The following is a 17,967-nucleotide window of genomic DNA, read 5'->3' on the forward strand; positions in this document are numbered from 1 at the left end:
TTTGTATAGATATTGAACACATCTTACAAATATAGTCTTCATTGTCTTTTTTTCTAACTTATCATACAATCTACATCACTACCGGAATGAGATTGTTTATAAAAATAAGAGTATATTTTTCCAAATTCAAATTATAGCTCTAAAAAAGTAAAGAATAATACATTCGTATTCCTAAATAACTAACATCTTGTTTATCATATATAAAACGAAACGACCTTTTATGTTCCTATAAGTTCGTAGCAATAATACTATATAACAAGCAAATTTTTTTTATCTTTATGAATTGGCAAAAGTAGAAGTTTAACAGGATGACTACTTTAAATGCTATTGTAAACCAAAATAGGATAGGGTGGATACCTCTCAAAACATAAATTTAAAGACAAGAGAAGAAATTCTAGAGACTAAGTTAACTTTGCAACAGTTACAATTTAATCGTGTGCTTGAAATTACACAAGCGATTAATAATAATATTGCGATTGCAGACTTGTTTAACCTATACAAAGGGTTGTTAACTTGGGAGATGGGCATAAAAAAGTTTGCTCTGTATACTAGAAATAAGGATGCATGGGTTTGTGCTACATCGGCAGGAATAGAAGAAAAATGTTTGGAAGAAAATATTGAAGCTTATTTGCCTCATTATCAACGTCGACAATCTGTTGATGAACCTAGTCATCCTTTGCTACAACATTTTTCGGTGGTGGTACCTGTTTACCACAAAGAGTATGCAATTGCCTACACATTCTTGGGATCAGATACCTTAGATGATTTAGATTCTCAAGGATATGATCCTATTTCCTTAATTTCAGCAATCACCAATGTCATTGCCGTAGCAATCGAAAATAAGCGTTTGTTTAAGCGTCAACTCGATCAAGAGCGTTTGAAGCGTGAGATGGAATTGGCGGTGCAGGTTCAAAATATGCTTATTCCAAGCGAGCTACCGAATAACGATCAATACGAGTTTGCAGGAATTTATCAGCCGCATGAAGGAGTAGGTGGAGATTATTATGATTTCTTTGAAGTAGGAAGTGGTGAAGTTGCTTTTTGTATTGCTGATATTTCGGGCAAAGGAATTGCTGCTGCTTTATTGATGTCTAATTTTCAAGCAAACTTGCAGACTTTAGTGCACCGAAAATATTTGAGTGTCAAGAAGTTTACCAATCGCTTGAATTCTTTAGTATTACGAACAACGCAAGGGGATAAGTTTATTACCTTTTTTATTGCTAGATACCATGTTCGTAAGAAACGCCTTCGTTACTTGTGTGCAGGGCATAATCCTCCGTTCATGTATACGCAAGGCAAAATCCAACGACTAGATAAAGGTTGTACTATTTTAGGAGCATTCCCTAAAATTCCAGTGATTGAATTTGGAGAAATCTTCTTAGAAGACGATGCTTTGTTCTTGTTATATACAGATGGATTGACCGATTTGCAGAATGAAAATGATGATTATTTTGATGATGATCATGTTGAACAATTCATTCAAAAAAACAGCGATTTGCCTGTAAAAGCTTTTAATGAGAAACTAATGGAAGAAGTCAATACATTTAAGGGAAAAAGAAGTTTTCCAGATGATATTTCTGTTCTTACAGGTCGTTTGTTTGTCAACTCAAGTAAGAATACCGAAGCGTAATTTTGTCCTTTTTTACTAAGGTTTTGTTAACAAAAATCGTCATTTTGGCTATTTGAAATGCTGCTATATAGACGTTTTGGCAGTTTTTTGAACATGGTGCATCCTTTGATTGTTATATAGGTGTAGATAGAATTTTATAGATGTTATTTTTAAAATTCTAATTGTTGACCAATTTAACCTATTATGACAGCGATATTCTTAATTTTTTTCAGTGTTCTTTTTTATCAATTATTGATTAAACCAGCGTTTAATCCAACAACAATTCCTCATACGAATAGTAATTATAGCCGAGTACAGCAAGATGAAAATTTTATGCGTATGTGGCGTAATTTGCAACAATTTCAAGAAGAACGGAAAGAAAGAAAAGAGAAAACTAAGACAAAACAAGCCCAAAAAGAATCAGGTTCTAATAGACGTCCTGAAGGATTTCAAGGAGGAGAGTATATTGATTACGAGGAAATTTAAACTCCTAGTTTAGACAAAAAGAAAGCAACTTCTATATCGAATACAATAAAAGAATAGAGTAGCCTTATTAGATGGATGTATCTGATAAGGCTATTTTTATTTTTTCTGCAAAAAAGCCATTAAGTCTTTCCCCGAAAGAGCAGGAATTTCTTCCATGGGTAAATGTCCAACACCTTCGTAAATGACTAACTCAGGGTTAGGGAGCATTTTTTCAAATAGATAGGCATGTGCGGCACTAATCCAAGCGTCTTCTCTTCCCCACATAACCAAAGTAGGATGTTCAATTTGCTTCAAGAAATCGGTATTGTCTTGAAAAGGGGCATTGACCAAATCAATAAACGCTTGACTATTTCCTTCTCTAGTAAATAAATCAAAATAACGATCTACCAATTTGGTATTTACTTTAGAAATATCATAATAGACTTGTTTGACAAATTGCTCTAAAATAGATTTTCGAACAATAAATTTTAAAACGCGTCCAGCCAGTGGCGATTGAGCTAGCTTGAAGGGCAAAGGCATGGTCTCTCTATCTACAAAGCCAGCAGCATCTATCAAAATAAGCTTGTGAATTCGTTGAGGATAACGGTATGCAAATTCCCAAGCCAACCAGCCTCCAAGGGAACTTCCGCCTAAATGTGCTTTTTTTAGCCCTAGGATATTAAAAAATCGCTTGAGTACGCGAATATGATTTCCTATGGTATAGTCACCCGTACTATTAGGACCTGTTAGACCAAAACCCATCAAATCTAAAGAAATGACTCGATAACGTTTTTGTAGAATCTTGGACCAATCATTAAATGTATGTAGGGACGAAAAGGCACCATGCAATAATACGATAGGAGTTCCTTTTCCCTCGTCTCTGTAGTGCACTAGCATATCGTCAATGACAAGAAATCGAGATTGATCGGTTGTGTATTTGTGAATTAATTCTTGAAATGTCGCCACAGTAATTCGCTTTGTAAAATAGTAATTGATTGTACTTCATTTAAACCAATAAACCTTACATTTGTTTTTGTAATACTTCGTGGCTTTTTACAAAAAAGCTAAAAAAGTATTTTTGGATTAGTTTAACTACGCTACTACAGCGTGGTTTTTACGAAGTAATATTCATTAGTCAATGAAGGAGAAGTGTCACATGATACGACATATTTCTTATTTAGACAATATTGTTTTGATAAATTAGGCGCACTATTCATTAAGTTAGTCAACGAATTAAGCATCGTATTCGATTATTTATTTTATGGACTCTGTTCCATGAGGTTGTTTTGTTAGCTATATAATCAGGCTGATGCAATTTTATCCTGAAACAATGTAAGATCAATAGTTTGTTGAAATTACGCAGTAGCAGCGAACCGAGCTATGCGAGCTCACGACCGCAGGGAGTGACAAAGCTAACTAATAGTGCAGCGCTCACGAAGTAATTAACGACCACAAAGTAGCAGCGCAGCTAACTACTATGAGATACAATAAATCTTAAAATAATTGCCTGCCATAGTTTTGTGAATGGAAGGGCTTATTATAAAATAAAATCTATAGTTCTTGAAGGATGGTGTGAAACTCATTATTGCTTTTAATTCAAGAACTCAAATTATTAAAAATAGAATGAAGGATACATTAAAAATTGTTTCTTATAATTTAAATGGCATTCGTGCCGCTATCAAAAAAGATTGGATCAATTGGGTTGGAGAAAATGATTTTGACATTATTGGAATACAAGAGACCAAAGCACAAGAAAATCAAGTAGACTTAGAGGAGCTAAAGGCACTGGGATTTGAACATTTATACTGGCACTCTGCTGAAAAAAAGGGATATAGTGGGGTAACTATTTTTTCTAAAATAAAGCCAGACTACGTTGAAATAGGAATGGGCGTAGAGCGATTTGACAAAGAGGGGAGAGTGATTCGAGCAGATTTTGGGGATTGGACTTTACTAAACTGTTATTTTCCCTCAGGTACTTCTGGTGATATCCGCCAAGATGTGAAATATGATTTTTTAGATACGTTTTATGATTGGGCTCAAACGTTAAAAAAAGAACGCCCCAATTTAATTATCCAAGGCGATTACAATATTGCACATACCGAAATGGATATTCATAATCCTAAAAGCAATAAAAAAACCTCTGGCTTTTTGCCAGAAGAACGTGCTTGGATGGATAAGTGGTTTTCGGAAGGTGGTTTTGTGGACGCCTTTAGAAAGCAACATACCGATTTAGAAAAATACAGCTGGTGGAGTTATCGGGCTGGTGCTAGAGGCAAAAACAAAGGTTGGCGCATCGACTATCAAGCTGTTGCAAATAGCATGGAGGATCGAATTGTCGCAACAGATTTGCTAAATGATGCCGTTCACTCAGATCACTGCCCTTGTTTACTAGAAATAAAAATATAAAATACATTATTCCGTTTTTTTAAAAAAAAACATCTTGTATTAGTATATATATATTAACTTTTTATTCATAAATTAGCCTTATTAAATAATAATCCATTGACTAGTTAGGGTAATTATTTGATTTCTAATAAGTTATTAATGGAGAGTTGCCAGAGTTTTATTAAGAATTAGAGCAACTCATAATAAGAAACAATTAGAATATGAAAAGTTTAGTTGGGTGTTTTACGGTTTTAGTAATTTTGTTAGGCGCTACGGCTTGTCAAACCACACAAGGATTACAAAAAAAGCTTCCCGATGCTTTGGTATACCAAAAAGCAATAGAAGATGCTATGTACGCTACAGAAGAGAAAGTTTATGACAAATTGGTCGTTATAGACAAGCAGAACAAAGATTTGGTTTGGAAAGAAATTAATGGTGAGGACTATTTGTTAGTCGTAACGTGGAAGCAAAATATTTCTTATTACGAAAAATACTTAGACTCTAGTTTTTATAACACAGGAAACTATCCCATTTGGATTACAACAGCTCCCGAATTGCTGAACAGAATGAAAAAAGACCCAACAACTGATGTTAATCGCCGATTAGTTCAGTTGTTGGGTTTGCCGCCGAATGCTACCTATTCTTATTTTGTCGAATTTTGGGTAAAACCTGAAGATTTATTTCGTCCTTGTCCAGATCCAGAAATTACAGACTCAAAATGCTCTGTTTGTTTTCCTTCAAAAATAGATGAAAAACACATAACGTGGATTAACCAAAGCAGAATTGACCGTTATTACCCTTGTGATTTATACGATCAATACCCTTGGTCACAATTAGGGTATACGTATGACTGGAACCCTAAGAATACTCAACATATAGGACTTAGTGAGTTTGTTATTGGGAAGAATAAAAAAATCGTTGTGCATAAGATTTATACAACGGAAGAATATCTTAAACAGTAGAAAAGGGATATTAAGTAAGTGGGCAGAAAAAAATATAGCTAAAAAATAGGCTTATTTTTAGTGCTAATCTAAGAGGAACAGTGCAGCTTTAGCGGGCTAAAGCAAGATGTTTCGATGAAGAGTAGCGCAAAAAGAAGGTTGTTTTTTATATAGTTTTTTCTGAACGATTACTTATTTATTCTTTTACATAGGTTTCGGCTACCTGCGTAGGCTTTCTATTTTCATCAATCGCAACAAACGTAAACATTCCCGTAATTGCTTTCATCCGACTTTCTTTGTACATTTCTTCTAAGTAAATCTCAACTTGGACTTTGATGCTTGTATTACCAACGTATACGACTTTGGCAACTAACTCTATCAAGGTGCCAGCAGGAATAGCATGTTTGAAATGAATTTGGTCTGAAGTTACCGTAACCATTCGTTTGCGGGCAAATCTTGTGGCACAAATAAAGGCTACCTCATCCATCATTTGCAAAGCTGTTCCACCAAATAAAGTGTTGTAGTGATTGGTCGTATTAGGCAATACTGCCTTGAATATTCTAGTAATAGAATTCTCAATTTTATCTTTTACTGTCATGTGATTGTCTGTTTTTGCCATTTATAATATAATTGGAGAAACTGCGTGTATTAGATTAGGGGAAGACTTTTGCAAAGCTAGTCTTTTTTGTGAAAGAACCCTATTTTTGAAAATTAACTTTGATAACCTTCTATCGATCTAATTCCATTATTCAACAGAAATAGAAACCAAACCAAAAGCTTAAGATGTTGGAACTGAATAAAATTCACCATATTGCAATTATTAGTAGTAATTATAAACGATCAAAATTTTTTTATACAAAACTACTAGGATTAACCATCAAAAATGAAGTCTATCGGGCAGATCGAGACTCTTACAAATTAGATTTGGAACTGAATGGCGAATATATTATTGAATTATTTTCTTTTCCAAAACCGCCCGCACGTTTGTCAAGACCAGAAGCAACTGGATTAAGGCATTTAGCTTTTGAAGTAAAGGATGTGGCGCAAGCCGTTCAGCAATTAGAGGATAATAATATAGAAGTGGAACCTATTCGAATAGACCCTTATACACACAAAAAGTTTGCTTTTTTTACAGACCCAGATGGCTTGCCTATTGAGATTTATGAAGAATAATTGTACCCGTTCTAGCTCTACTGACAGATAGTTGTCAGTGGTCGAGCTTATATTTGTATCGTAAGTTATTATAGTATGCTACTTCGTGGTCGTTGTTTACTTCAGGAGCGAAGCTAACTATTGATTAGTAAAACTAAATTTTAAATGCACTATAGGGGATGATAAGAGAGTTAGATCAGTTTTATGCTAAAAAAGAAGAACCCAATAAAAGTTGCTTGTTGGCTTTAAGAACCATTATTTTGGGACAAGATGAGGCTGTTTCTGAAACAAGAAAGTATGGGATGCCTTGTTTTTGTTATCAAGGGAAAATGTTTTGCTACTTATGGGTAGACAAGAAGACCACAGAACCTTATTTGTTGATGGTAGAAGGAGATAAATTAGAGCATACTGAGTTGGAACAGGGGAGTCGTAAGCGAATGAAAATTCTGAGGGTTAATCCAACAAGAGATTTAGAGATCGAACGAATCCAAGTCATTTTGCAAGATGCCCTAGATTTATATCGAAAGGGAATTGTTAAAATTTAATAACAGGCAATTTGAAAAAAAATCGGAGTATCCTTTTACACGACTACATGACAAAATAGACTTATACATTGCACCTATCAAACTTAATACAGAACTATGAAACCGACCGTTGCTGCTGTTATAAAGGAATTAAGAGCGTTAGCCAATCCAGAAAAAGTTGATTTTAAACAAAAAAAGTTTGGTGTAATTGCTCAGAATGCTTTGGGCATTTATCAAAAAGATTTGAAAGAATTAGCAAAGGAAATAGGCAAAAATAGTGCGTTGGCAAAAGCACTTTTCGAGACCAATATTTACGAAGCAAGATTGCTGTGTAGTAAATTGTTCAACCCAAAAGATTTGACAGAAGATTTGATGGAAAAATGGGTGGTGACGTTTGAGAATTGGGAAATTTGTGACTCTTTTAGCATGGGAGTTTTTGCTCGAAGTCCTTTGGCAATTCCCAAGGCAATCGAGTGGAGTACTCGAACAGAAGAGTTTGAAAAGCGAGCTAGTTTTGCCACGATAGCAGGCTACTGTATGGCAGATAAAAAAGCAGCGAACAGTACTTTTGAACAATTTTTTCCTTTGCTTTATCAAGCTGCAGACGATCAACGTATTTATGTGAAAAAAGCGGTTAATTGGGCTCTAAGAAGTATTGGAAAACGCAATGTGGACTTGAATAAGCGGGCAATAGAAGAAGCTCAAAAAATAAAGCAATTAGAATTTAAATCAGCTCAATGGATTGCTAAAGATGCTTTAAAAGAATTGGAAAAAGAAACGGTTAATATCTTAGATTATCCTAGATCAATTTATAGACCCAAGAAATAAATTGAACGTTGTACACGTATTATTTGCTATAAGGCAGCACAGTCTCTATTAAGGTGTTGATAATTATTTTTTTTGAAACAGGCAGCGCATTGCCCATCAAGGAATAGCCCTCTACATAAGGCATTAATAAGCTAACAATTACCGCTGGTTGGGTACTATAAGGAGCTAGTTGTTGGCATAGCCAATCGTTGTATTGTTGATAATAGGAACGAACCAGTTCTGCTATACTTGGCATTTTAGTTGCCAGTGCCCAAATTTCTCGAAACATAGCACAGCGAGGGCTTGAATTGCCATCTATCAGTGATTCTTCTAATATGATTTCTAATAAATTAGAGAAGGTAATATTATCAGGAAGTATCGCCAAATTTTCTGTTACGACCGCTTCATTTTGACGAAAATAATCTTCAATCGTTGCCTCTAACAAGGCATCTTTGTCCTTGTAGTAATATTGCAAGTTACTTAGCCTTATGTCGGATAGTTTGGCAACTTTCCGCATCGTTAAGCCACCAGCTCCTTCTGTGCAAAGAATTTGAATGGTAGTTTGTATAATTTTAGATGTCTTTTCTGTTCGCTTGCTCATTTCTTTCAATTATGGAAATCATTATGCCAAGTAGTCTGCTAAAAATCGTATTAGGAGGCGGTTGATTTTTAAATGACAGATGCTAAGGTACAAAGTATTTTTGATTAGTTGTTGGTCGTCTTGAACACTTTTGAGAGGTATTATTAGACAAAAGTAAGTATAAATTTGCAAAAGTTGGTCGAATGACCTATGTTTGTAAAAGTTGGTCATTTGACCAACTTTATTTTTGTTCTAATATTTACCAAAGTTTGTCTAGTTAATTAGGCTACTAGATAGGCGATTAACAATAAAAACAATGAATGTATTAATTATTAATGGGCACCCAAAAGAGAAAAGTTATAATGATGCGCTTGCCCATGCGTACGAACAAGGTGCCTTGAGTTCCAATGCAGCTGTAGAAGTCCTGACACTTCGAGATTTGAAATTTAATTTAAGTCTAGAAAATGCTTATGAGAAAGAAATGGATTTGGAGGACGATTTAAAAATGGCGATAGAAAAAATAAAATGGTGTCATCATATGGTTTGGGTGCATCCGTTATGGTGGGCAGGTTATCCAGCTCTTATGAAAGGATTTATAGATCGAGCATTTTTGCCTGGAGTAACTTACAAATACGAAGGTAAATCCATTTTTCCTACCCCCTTGCTTAAAGGAAAAACAGCTCGAATTATTTGTACTGCCGATTCACCAAGTTGGTACAATACTTTGTTATTGGGAGCGCCCGCAACCAAGCAGCTCAAGAAGAATACATTAGAGTTTTGCGGCGTAAAACCTGTTCGTACGAATTTTATTGGACCAATTCGAAACTCTACAGTAGAATTTAGAGAAAAGTGGTTGCAAAAAATTACCAATTTAGGAGCGCATTTGAGTTAATAAAATGTACAAGTAGTCAATTGGCAAATGTTTTTACTTATCTTAAAGCAAGAACCATACTTGAGATGAATGACAAGGCAACAAGCAAGTGCATTGCAAATAAACAACAGAAAAGGTTTTAAGGATAGGAGAGGAATATTGATATTCGTATTGTAAAGATGCCACGCCTTTTGAAAGAATAGTTGGTAGCGGTTCTTGTGGTATAGATAAATAAGTAATCGTTCATAAAAATTTATAGGCAAAATAGAATTCTTTTTGCACTGTTCTTCATCAAAAAATCTCGTTTTAGCCCGCTAAAACTTCAATTCTTTTCTTTGAACAGCACTAAAAACAATTACATTTTTAACTATACTTTTTTCTGTCCACTTACTTACATTGAAAAATTAAACGATATAGACAATGAAACAGTACATTGCAAATGTTGCTTTAGTTGTAAAAGATTACGACGAAGCCATTGATTTTTATACAAAAAAACTGAATTTTAAATTACTGGAAGACACCCAATTGTCAGAGACTAAGCGTTGGGTTGTTGTTGCTCCTCCTGGAGCTAAAGAGTGTTGCCTTTTATTGGCAAAAGCAGCAAAAGTAGAACAAGTAGCTGCTATCGGAAATCAAACTGGTGGTCGAGTTGGCTTCTTTTTGTTTACAGATGATTTTTGGAGGGATTACAAAGAAATGCAGGCGAAGGGAATTCATTTTGTACGAGAAGCGGTAGAAGAACCACATGGATGGGTGGCGGTGTTCGAAGATTTGTATGGCAATTTGTGGGATTTTATACAGCCTAGTCCTCAAAATAAAACTCGTTTGGTTTAACCCAGCTCATAAATAAGGACTTGTATAGGAACACCCCAACGATACAGTAGTATGAAGTTAATTGTTAGTTACCTATTGAAAAAATAGTATTCTGTCTTTTATCTGGTACGAACGGCATGATTCTAGTTCTAATTTAGAATAGAATGGATTAAACCCGTATTGAGATGGAAAAGGAAAATAAAACTATCATAAATAGTCACAGCTCCATACTTAGAAAGGTATTAGCAGTTACTATCCCTATATCATTTTTTGGAGTTTCTTTATGGCTAATTGCATGGATTGCTGATGGGCTAATGCTGCGAAATGCCAAAGAAACTCCTAAAAGCAAACGAGCGGTATTGGCAATACGAGATAGCGTACCCTCTTACGAGCAATTTGGGACAGAAATTTTTACAGAGCCTTACTTAAATGCGTATTACGACGAATCGTATTATTTTACTCAAAAAGGACGTTATGACCAAAAAGAATTGATTCTAGAAAGCCTAGAACGATTGACAAAGGATTATGAGTGTGTGGATATTTTTATTCTAGCGCATACCAATCCTTATCTATATTGGTTCGAAACTTTGCCTAAAAAATTGCGTAAAAAAATACGATTGGTTTATAATACTGGTTGTAAAAATGCCAATCAAGGAAAACGATGGCTAAAATTAGGTGCTCAAGCTTATATTGGTCATAAAGGCAAAACTAGTCTGTCGCCTTTCTTCTATGTTTACTTCTTGAGGCGTTGGGTCAGTGGTTATCGCCTAGACAGAGCTGTAAAGGAATCGAACAAAATAGCTAGGGACGAAATTAACTTGTTTAAGGATAAATTGCCTGACCCTGGTGAAATGGACTATACCGTACAAACTCATGCCCACCTTTTTGGTGTGCCCACCTTGCAAATTGATGAATTATGAGGCATAAGGCACTGCTGCATAAAATTTTGAGAAAAACGCCTTGGGCGTTGCTGTCCTTGCTCATTCAGCTATTCGTTGTATGGGCAGCTTACTATTTGTATATCAATGATTATGGTTATGCTAGTGGTCGTTCTTTTAGTTACTTTTTATCTTTTAGTTATTTTGTGTTAGGAGTTGCAGGAATATTAGGACTTTGTTGCAGTTTGATTGGAATGAGTTATTCCATATTAACAGAACCTTGGTACAAAGTTTTGTTTAAACTACTATTTTATGTGCCTTCTTTATTTTTATCTGTAGTGTGGTGTTATCTATGGTTGGTTTTACTAGCTTGGATATAGGGATATAATTTAGTTTTGTAGGATGATTCTTATATAGAGCAAAAAAGGAGTGATCGTTCGGCACTAAAATACACGAACTACCACACCTTTTTTATCGCTTCATTAGTTAGTTGGATACACCAGACAAATGTTCTTCAAATACAAAATCAAATTTCAAATCAGGATTATGTACTAAGCTACTCTTAAACAAATCAACCTCATTTTGATTGAATCGAATGTCAAGCTTTCCTTCTGTATTGGTATAACAAAGTAGTTTAAGCAAGAAATTTCCTTTAACCACAACATCTTTTTCTTTTACCTTATGGCTATTAGATGAGGATTGAGTGCTTTTTTTAGCAGTTATTTTCTCTTCGTACTCATTAATTACTTTTTCGTAATTTTCTTGCGCTTTTTCAAGGTCTTTGTCTTCTACTTTTAGCGCTATAGTAGTTTCGCCAGAAGAAGAACTACTGCCTTTTCCAACGCCACCATTGCCAACAATGACCCCCTTTGCATCAACTTCTAATTTAAGTGCTAACATAACCTTTGTTTTTACTTCATTGGTTAATGCGGTGCTGAATTCTACAGACCTTGAGTCAATTTCAGAGAGAACCAGTTTCCAACCTTTGTGTAACTGAACAAGTAGCTCTTTAAGTTCAGTTTTGGTGGTTGTAATAGTTTTTGGAGAAGCATCCTTCTTTTTGAACATGTCGTAAAGTTGCAAAATTTTGTTATTGACCGTCAGTAAAGTGTTGATGCGTCCAATAGGCAAAATTTTAATGATCTTACGCAAATAGTTCATTTTTTTAGGAATCGGTAGAATGTTGAGAATATTCTTGATTTTATCAATCTTACGCAAGACCTTTACCCATCTAGGCTCTTCGGTGCCCTTGGTTGGCGTTTCAACAGAAGTTACTACTTCTTTTTGTTTAATATCTAAGGTGGTATCGTGCAATACCGTAATTTCACGAATAAAGTTTTGAGTAACAGTTAGTGCATTAGAGTATTCTGTCGAAAATTTATGTTGAAAATCAGCTTTGGTACTACCATCCAATTTGGCTTTTACACTGGCTCCCAATCCAAAATTAAGTCCCCATTTGCTTTGCTTGGTTTTGCTACTACGTTTATCTTTTACATCATTATAACTTTTGTGCATAAATTCCTGCATAATCTTAAACGATTCTTTGCGTTCCTCTTCCCATTCTTCTGTTTCGGTAGTGCTAAAAACGTGTGTAGCACTTTTAGATTTTTCACTGGTCAAGTCCAACTCATCCATAGCAAGCGCAAAGTCAGATTCTATCGAAAAGAAGCCTTCTTTCTTATTGTATTGCGTAGTATTTTTGATGATAATATCATCAATGAACGACTCTCTTAGAATTTTGTCGGTATTGTCATTAATCAAATACCAATGCCCTTCCTTGTCTTTTTGAAAATTGAATTTATATTTCAAGTTGGCAACCGTCTTAATACCATGTAGCGTACGAGTAACAGCAAGCTTAAAGTAGCGCTCTGTTTGATCATAAACAATATCATTAAAGAGAATTTTCCAATCGGTATCTACCTTTTTAATTACCTCTTCAATATGTTGTAAATGATCTTGATATTTGCCAATAATCTCTTTGCTTTTTGTAATCTTATCTTTGGAATTTTTGAATGCCAACTGGCGATTTTCGGAAATTTTCTTTTTCTCTTCAACTAGAGCTTGATAAGAAGTATTAAAACTATAAATCACGCCGTCCAATAGGCTATATTGAGGTTCTAACTCTTTAAGAGTCTCCATTTTTTGTCGAGAATGCTGCATATTAGCAAGACTATTCAACAACTGCCCAAAGATTTTTTCAGATTTTTCGAAGGCTTGTTTTGTTTCCGTAATCAGTTGTTTACGCTCTTTGATAGCCTCTACAAAAGCACTGCGATTGGATTTTTTGTAGCAAACCTCACGAACCATCTTGAATACCTTTTCTTGAGGATAATCGGTAATTTTTCCACCACCTAAGTTTTTAATAACTAATTTCTTAACTTCCTCGATGTTTAAATTTATAATTGGTAACATGATCAAATGTTATTTTGTAGCGTTTAGTGTTTCGTAAATGGCTTTTAGACGTTTTAAATCGGCTTGAAATTGATTGTGATTGTTGTTGAACTCACCCTCAATGGCTAGTTTAGTTTTTTCAATCCCTTGATCTTTCAACTCGGATTTCAGCTCCTTTTTTAAATCTTTGTCCTCTTCTTTATCTAAATCCAGATTGTTGAGATAATCTCTAATCTCTTGAATATCTTTATTAAATTTAGCAGCTAGCTTTTTGACCTGTTCTGCTGCTTTGTCAATGGTGTAGTCGACTCCTTGTGCTAGTTTTCTATCAACATCCTTTTCAATGTCTTTAAGAATAGAGCGTACTTTTTTAGGTCGAATTGTGTTTGCCTTTAGTTTTGCTACCAGTTCTTTTAGTTCTGTTGCAATACTTTGCGCATTAGCTTTTAGAGTATTTTGAAGGTTTTCTAAAGCAATTTTTTCTGTTTGTAAAGCCTCCTTCTCAATAGTGTTGTCATAGTCGTTGGTCTCAGAGGTGTAGTCGTTAACTTCGTCCAACTGAATGTCCTCATCGCTAGTTGTATTGGTATCTTCCAAATTTTCAGATTTGGGATCTACATTTCCAGTAGCATCCACAAAACGCAACTGAAGTTTAGCCAAAGGAACAACCTCTTTAAAGCTTTTTCGAATTTTTTTGAATTGTTTTTTTGTTTTTCCTTTTTCACAATAAATAAACAACTCGATATGATTTCCATTTTCAGCTGGAGCGGCATAACATAATCCACTAACAGATTGTTTGCTTTGATCTGCAACGGATTTTTTAACATATGACCTCCAACCAGTTAAACGACCAAAGACCATTAAGCAATAGGTTTTGTCTGGACTATCATTGTATTGAGCATTCAGGTCAAAATAAAAGGAAACAGCATTCTCAAAGTTATTGGCAACTTTTGATAATTTTTTAACCTGTTTTAAAAAATTACCCTTAAAAAAACTAAAGGAGCGTTCTTCTTGAGGCGATTTAAAAATTGGTTTCATAAGATAGGTTTGATTAAATTTTAATAAAACAAGCTGCAATATGGAGGAAAGACCTATTGATGCCCTATGCCTATATTACAAGCTTATTTAGCTCACTGAATAAAAGACAATATTCTTTAAACAGTGTTGTTTATAAGTTAACTGGATATGTGCAGTTGATGTTAATATCTCAACTACATAATCTATTTCTAGTATCAAAGAGCAAATATAAATGAATTAATCATTTAAGTCAAATAGAAAAAACAAATTAGTGATAATCCTAGCCTCCAAAATTTTACTAAAAAAAGAATTGCAAGCCAATATAATTAAATGTTTTTCTATGCTATTGCATTGATAAACAGAGCTAGATCTGTTTTTAGAGAATGATTTTTTTGTGATAAAAAAGATAGGTGCAAATAGCTTGAAATTAGGAAAAAAAATAACCTTTTAACATTTTTTGAAAGACAAGGAGAGGTGTATTGGTCTCATGACGAGATTATAGACCATAGAAAGCAAGACTGTAAAAAACTTATTTTACTGCTTTTTAGCAGCCAAGTGTTCCAACAACCATTTGATGGCAGCCTCTTTGTCTCTGAATACTTTTGATGGTTCTGGCGTTTCATTTCGCAATGTTAAGACTCGGCTTCTCATTGTTAATAGTAAATTACCAATGATTTGAGAGGAAAAAGAATGGGTTAACATGGCAACAGCAACAACTTCTACATCTCGATTGGAGGCATATCCTTTTATGATACTTTTTTTTACATAAAAAGAAGGCATATGCATGAGCGCAGCTTTGGGGGCATTGGTAGAATGATGGACTTCATTAGTTGCAGCGATGACTTCGGGAACGCCTTCTAAGCTTAATTCTGTAATATCGTCATTGACTTTTGTTTCAACAATATTATCAGGACGAAGTGTAACGGTGATTTCTTTTGTTTTGCGTTGCATTTTTTTCTATTTTTCTCTGCCCACTTACTTATTTTTTCAATTGACCACTATTTTTAATAGAACTGATAATATCATGGTACTGATGCAGCATTTCGGGAGAAGTTTCGGCTTCTTTGTAAGTGATTGAAATTAAAACCAGTACATTTTTTTTTCGATTGAGCCAGAATTCCCAAAGAAACTCACCTTCTTTAGAAGTTTCTTTGCAGGTTTGTTTCCAGACATTTTCCCTAATCTTAACAGGTTCACTAGTTGGTTCGTAGCGTTCAGTAAACATATTTAGTGTACTGACCATAATTTCATCTGTGACACCTTGTGCAAAGTAATAACTAGCTACAGTCATTGCAGAGCTGTTGTCGCCAGGGTTGATATTTAAGATATTCTTTTCGTAGGTCTGTTGAAGGGTTTCTGGGTATTCCAAAGAATAAAAACCATTGGCACTTTTAAACTCCTTTTTGACAACTTCGGATGCACAACTACTTATAAAAAAACAAAAAATAAAAAGGAATTTAAAATATTGGAACATAATAAAATATTAAAAATGGTATCTAAAAAATAAGTATGTCATTGTAGCATTTTGTAGCTGTTTGATTTTTTGTCCAAACAACTACAAAATAATGTTATTCAAAACGTTTGCTTAATTCTACCAAATCCATAGAAATAAACGTTTTATGTCCATTGGGACCAACATAAGGAACTTGACAGGCAAATAACTCATTAATTAATTGTTGCATTTCAACAGGCTCTAATGGTTTACCTGCTTTGATAGAAGCTTGATAGGCGAGAGAACGTGCAATATTATCATAAAGATCAATTTTTAGATCAATATTTTGCTTGAACTGTTCAATCAATTTGGTAATAATGGTTTGTTCATTTTGTTGGCTTAGCTCACTAGGCAAGCCGTGAACAATAAAGCTATTGGTACCAAACTCTTTAATATCTAAGCCCAACTCATTTAATTGTGGCAGCAAATCTTTGAGCAAGGTAGCATCAGATACCGAAAGCTCTACAGTTTGCGGAAATAGAAGTTTTTGAGTGGTAGCTCGTTTGTTTTCAAATTGATATAAATAGCGTTCGTACATGATGCGCTGATGTGCTGTATGTTGGTCTATCAGCAAGAAACCAGACTTAATAGGACTGACAATATAGCGATTGTGCAATTGATATAAATGCTTGGTTGTGGCACTATCTACTGCTTGTTTAGTAGGGGGAGGTGTCGCAGAGGCTTTGCTAGAGAAAGTCATTTCTTGCGAGTTATCGTTGTCCTCGTGTCGTTCCTCGTCCCCAATAGCAGAAGAAAAGAGTGTTTGTTCCTCTTGTTCTAATTTTTGTCCTTGTTCCAGGGCCTCATTCTCGATATTTTCATACAGTTTCTCCCAATTTTGCAAATTGGAGAGTTCTGTTTCTGATTTTTGACGCTTGTGTTGCGTTGAAAAAGGCTGTTTGGAGGCACTCATTTTAGAACTAAATGTTTGTCCTTCTTGTGCCTCTTTTTTCGAAAAATTAAGATTTAATGCTGTTAGATCTAGGTTAGCATCGTCTAAGTGCTGCGAAATACCACTTTCTACTTCAAAGTCAAGGGTTGGAGTAATGCTGTTTTGAGCCAAAGCATGGCGAGCGGTAACTCTCAAATAATTGTAAACCAAACGTTCGTCTTCAAACTTGATTTCTTGTTTGGTAGGATGAACATTAACATCAATTTTCGCAGGGTCAATTTCAAAAAAAACGACATACAAAGGATAGACTTTTTCAGGCAACAAATCCTCGTAAGCACTTAAAATAGCATGATTTAGATAACCACTTTTGATGTATCGATTATTGACAAAGAAAAACTGATCCCCTCTAGTTTTTTTAGCCGCATCGGGTTTCCCAATATAGCCTTTGATTTTGATAATATCGGTATCTTCTTGGATTGGAATTAAGTTCTTATTGACCTTGTTGCCCAAAATACCGACAATACGTTGTCGCAAATTGGAAATAGGAAGGTGGTATAACTTAGCAGAGTTATGATGCAAAGAAAAGAAAATATCAGGATGAGCTAAGGCCACGTGCTGAAACTCATCGATAATATGTCGCATCTCAACCGTATCAGACTTTAAAAAGTTACGACGAGCAGGGACGTTAAAAAACAAATTTTTAACAGAAATAGACGTACCTGCTGCTGTTTGACAAGGCTCTTGAGTAACAATTCGAGAGCCTGCAATTTTAATTTGTATGCCCAACTCTTCTTGTTGTTGTTTGGTACGCATCTCGACTTGTGCTACCGCCGCAATCGAAGCCATTGCTTCGCCTCGGAAACCTTTAGTTCGGATAGAGAACAAATCTTCTGTTTGGCGTATTTTGGAAGTCGCATGACGTTCAAAACACATACGGGCATCCGTTTCAGACATTCCAATTCCATCGTCAACAACTTGAATAAGCGTTTTACCCGCATTTTTGATGATTAGACGGATGTTTTTAGCGCCTGCATCAATCGAGTTTTCTAGCAATTCTTTGACAACAGATGCAGGGCGTTGAACAACCTCTCCTGCTGCAATCTGATTAGCAATGTGGTCAGGTAATAATTGTATTAAATCTGCCATGTAT

At 34.9% G+C, this 17,967-nt stretch carries 19 protein-coding genes; 11 read left to right on the forward strand and 8 right to left on the reverse strand.

What is annotated here, in order from left to right:
• Nucleotides 1–349: 349 nt before the first annotated feature.
• A complete protein-coding gene (locus CG11_RS19440; protein WP_052598507.1) occupies nt 350–1,630 on the forward strand; it encodes a PP2C family protein-serine/threonine phosphatase in 1,281 nt (426 codons plus the stop codon).
• 183 nt (nt 1,631–1,813) lie between these two features.
• Nucleotides 1,814–2,095 (forward strand): DUF4834 family protein, encoded by a 282-nt coding sequence (locus tag CG11_RS19445; protein WP_052598508.1) that lies wholly within the window; start codon nt 1,814–1,816, stop codon nt 2,093–2,095.
• 96 nt (nt 2,096–2,191) lie between these two features.
• Here CG11_RS19445 and CG11_RS19450 read toward each other — a convergent pair whose 3' ends face one another.
• Entirely contained in the window at nt 2,192–3,040 is an 849-nt protein-coding gene (locus CG11_RS19450) for an alpha/beta fold hydrolase (RefSeq protein WP_052598509.1), read from the reverse strand.
• A 657-nt stretch (nt 3,041–3,697) separates the two neighbouring features.
• Here CG11_RS19450 and CG11_RS19455 point away from each other — a divergent pair.
• Complete coding sequence (locus CG11_RS19455; protein ID WP_052598707.1) at nt 3,698–4,480, forward strand: exodeoxyribonuclease III; 783 nt, start codon at nt 3,698–3,700, stop codon at nt 4,478–4,480.
• A 200-nt stretch (nt 4,481–4,680) separates the two neighbouring features.
• Entirely contained in the window at nt 4,681–5,421 is a 741-nt protein-coding gene (locus CG11_RS19460) for a hypothetical protein (protein WP_052598510.1), read from the forward strand.
• A 175-nt stretch (nt 5,422–5,596) separates the two neighbouring features.
• Here the strand turns inward: CG11_RS19460 and CG11_RS19465 are convergent, their stop codons facing one another.
• On the reverse strand, nt 5,597–5,998 hold the full coding sequence (locus tag CG11_RS19465; RefSeq protein WP_052598708.1) for an acyl-CoA thioesterase: 402 nt from the start codon (nt 5,996–5,998) through the stop codon (nt 5,597–5,599).
• Between the two features lie 185 nt (nt 5,999–6,183).
• Between CG11_RS19465 and CG11_RS19470 the strand changes: the two genes are divergently transcribed.
• The 3 genes from CG11_RS19470 to CG11_RS19480 all read left to right on the forward strand — a co-directional run bounded on the left by CG11_RS19470 (nt 6,184) and on the right by CG11_RS19480 (nt 7,904).
• On the forward strand, nt 6,184–6,573 hold the full coding sequence (locus tag CG11_RS19470) for a VOC family protein (protein WP_052598511.1): 390 nt from the start codon (nt 6,184–6,186) through the stop codon (nt 6,571–6,573).
• Nucleotides 6,574–6,731: 158 nt separating this feature from the next.
• The gene (locus CG11_RS19475; protein ID WP_052598512.1) at nt 6,732–7,097 is read left to right on the forward strand and encodes a DUF1801 domain-containing protein; all 366 of its coding nucleotides are present in this window, start codon (nt 6,732–6,734) and stop codon (nt 7,095–7,097) included.
• A 96-nt stretch (nt 7,098–7,193) separates the two neighbouring features.
• On the forward strand, nt 7,194–7,904 hold the full coding sequence (locus CG11_RS19480; RefSeq protein WP_052598513.1) for a DNA alkylation repair protein: 711 nt from the start codon (nt 7,194–7,196) through the stop codon (nt 7,902–7,904).
• A 19-nt stretch (nt 7,905–7,923) separates the two neighbouring features.
• On the opposite strand, the gene CG11_RS19485 is transcribed toward CG11_RS19480, so the two are convergent.
• Entirely contained in the window at nt 7,924–8,484 is a 561-nt protein-coding gene (locus tag CG11_RS19485) for a TetR/AcrR family transcriptional regulator (protein ID WP_052598514.1), read from the reverse strand.
• Between the two features lie 295 nt (nt 8,485–8,779).
• On the opposite strand from CG11_RS19485, the gene CG11_RS19490 reads away from it, so the two are divergent.
• The 4 genes from CG11_RS19490 to CG11_RS19505 all read left to right on the forward strand — a co-directional run bounded on the left by CG11_RS19490 (nt 8,780) and on the right by CG11_RS19505 (nt 11,405).
• Nucleotides 8,780–9,355 (forward strand): NAD(P)H-dependent oxidoreductase, encoded by a 576-nt coding sequence (locus tag CG11_RS19490; RefSeq protein WP_052598515.1) that lies wholly within the window; start codon nt 8,780–8,782, stop codon nt 9,353–9,355.
• Between the two features lie 399 nt (nt 9,356–9,754).
• Nucleotides 9,755–10,168 (forward strand): VOC family protein, encoded by a 414-nt coding sequence (locus CG11_RS19495; RefSeq protein ID WP_052598516.1) that lies wholly within the window; start codon nt 9,755–9,757, stop codon nt 10,166–10,168.
• A 164-nt stretch (nt 10,169–10,332) separates the two neighbouring features.
• Nucleotides 10,333–11,067, forward strand: coding sequence for a hypothetical protein (locus CG11_RS19500; RefSeq protein ID WP_052598517.1), 735 nt, complete (start codon nt 10,333–10,335; stop codon nt 11,065–11,067).
• Nucleotides 11,064–11,405: a hypothetical protein gene (locus CG11_RS19505; protein ID WP_052598518.1), complete on the forward strand. Its 342-nt coding sequence runs from the start codon at nt 11,064–11,066 to the stop codon at nt 11,403–11,405. Before CG11_RS19500 ends, CG11_RS19505 begins: the two co-directional genes overlap by 4 nt.
• 106 nt (nt 11,406–11,511) lie before the next feature.
• On the opposite strand, the gene CG11_RS19510 is transcribed toward CG11_RS19505, so the two are convergent.
• From CG11_RS19510 to mutL, 5 genes are all read right to left on the reverse strand, one after another.
• Nucleotides 11,512–13,437, reverse strand: a complete 1,926-nt coding sequence (locus CG11_RS19510) for a hypothetical protein (RefSeq protein WP_052598519.1) — start codon at nt 13,435–13,437, stop codon at nt 11,512–11,514.
• Nucleotides 13,438–13,446: 9 nt separating this feature from the next.
• Complete coding sequence (locus CG11_RS19515) at nt 13,447–14,454, reverse strand: hypothetical protein (RefSeq protein WP_052598520.1); 1,008 nt, start codon at nt 14,452–14,454, stop codon at nt 13,447–13,449.
• A gap of 513 nt (nt 14,455–14,967) precedes the next feature.
• Nucleotides 14,968–15,384: a hypothetical protein gene (locus CG11_RS19520; RefSeq protein WP_052598521.1), complete on the reverse strand. Its 417-nt coding sequence runs from the start codon at nt 15,382–15,384 to the stop codon at nt 14,968–14,970.
• 28 nt (nt 15,385–15,412) lie between these two features.
• Nucleotides 15,413–15,907, reverse strand: a complete 495-nt coding sequence (locus tag CG11_RS19525) for a hypothetical protein (protein WP_052598522.1) — start codon at nt 15,905–15,907, stop codon at nt 15,413–15,415.
• 94 nt (nt 15,908–16,001) lie between these two features.
• A complete protein-coding gene (mutL, locus tag CG11_RS19530) occupies nt 16,002–17,963 on the reverse strand; it encodes a DNA mismatch repair endonuclease MutL (RefSeq protein ID WP_052598523.1) in 1,962 nt (653 codons plus the stop codon).
• Between the last annotated feature and the right edge of the window lie 4 nt (nt 17,964–17,967).

It is taken from the genome of Aureispira sp. CCB-QB1, assembly GCF_000724545.1.
Lineage (GTDB): Bacteria > Bacteroidota > Bacteroidia > Chitinophagales > Saprospiraceae > Aureispira.

Coding starts and splice junctions, on each gene's coding strand:
- CG11_RS19445 (WP_052598508.1), top strand. CDS start 1,814: ATGACAGCGATATTCTTAATTTTTTTCAGTGTTCTTTTTTATCAATTA.
- CG11_RS19455 (WP_052598707.1), top strand. CDS start 3,698: ATGAAGGATACATTAAAAATTGTTTCTTATAATTTAAATGGCATTCGT.
- CG11_RS19460 (WP_052598510.1), top strand. CDS start 4,681: ATGAAAAGTTTAGTTGGGTGTTTTACGGTTTTAGTAATTTTGTTAGGC.
- CG11_RS19465 (WP_052598708.1), bottom strand. CDS start 5,998: ATGACAGTAAAAGATAAAATTGAGAATTCTATTACTAGAATATTCAAG.
- CG11_RS19470 (WP_052598511.1), top strand. CDS start 6,184: ATGTTGGAACTGAATAAAATTCACCATATTGCAATTATTAGTAGTAAT.
- CG11_RS19475 (WP_052598512.1), top strand. CDS start 6,732: ATGATAAGAGAGTTAGATCAGTTTTATGCTAAAAAAGAAGAACCCAAT.
- CG11_RS19480 (WP_052598513.1), top strand. CDS start 7,194: ATGAAACCGACCGTTGCTGCTGTTATAAAGGAATTAAGAGCGTTAGCC.
- CG11_RS19485 (WP_052598514.1), bottom strand. CDS start 8,484: ATGAGCAAGCGAACAGAAAAGACATCTAAAATTATACAAACTACCATT.
- CG11_RS19490 (WP_052598515.1), top strand. CDS start 8,780: ATGAATGTATTAATTATTAATGGGCACCCAAAAGAGAAAAGTTATAAT.
- CG11_RS19495 (WP_052598516.1), top strand. CDS start 9,755: ATGAAACAGTACATTGCAAATGTTGCTTTAGTTGTAAAAGATTACGAC.
- CG11_RS19500 (WP_052598517.1), top strand. CDS start 10,333: ATGGAAAAGGAAAATAAAACTATCATAAATAGTCACAGCTCCATACTT.
- CG11_RS19505 (WP_052598518.1), top strand. CDS start 11,064: ATGAGGCATAAGGCACTGCTGCATAAAATTTTGAGAAAAACGCCTTGG.
- CG11_RS19510 (WP_052598519.1), bottom strand. CDS start 13,437: ATGTTACCAATTATAAATTTAAACATCGAGGAAGTTAAGAAATTAGTT.
- CG11_RS19515 (WP_052598520.1), bottom strand. CDS start 14,454: ATGAAACCAATTTTTAAATCGCCTCAAGAAGAACGCTCCTTTAGTTTT.
- CG11_RS19520 (WP_052598521.1), bottom strand. CDS start 15,384: ATGCAACGCAAAACAAAAGAAATCACCGTTACACTTCGTCCTGATAAT.
- CG11_RS19525 (WP_052598522.1), bottom strand. CDS start 15,907: ATGTTCCAATATTTTAAATTCCTTTTTATTTTTTGTTTTTTTATAAGT.
- mutL (WP_052598523.1), bottom strand. CDS start 17,963: ATGGCAGATTTAATACAATTATTACCTGACCACATTGCTAATCAGATT.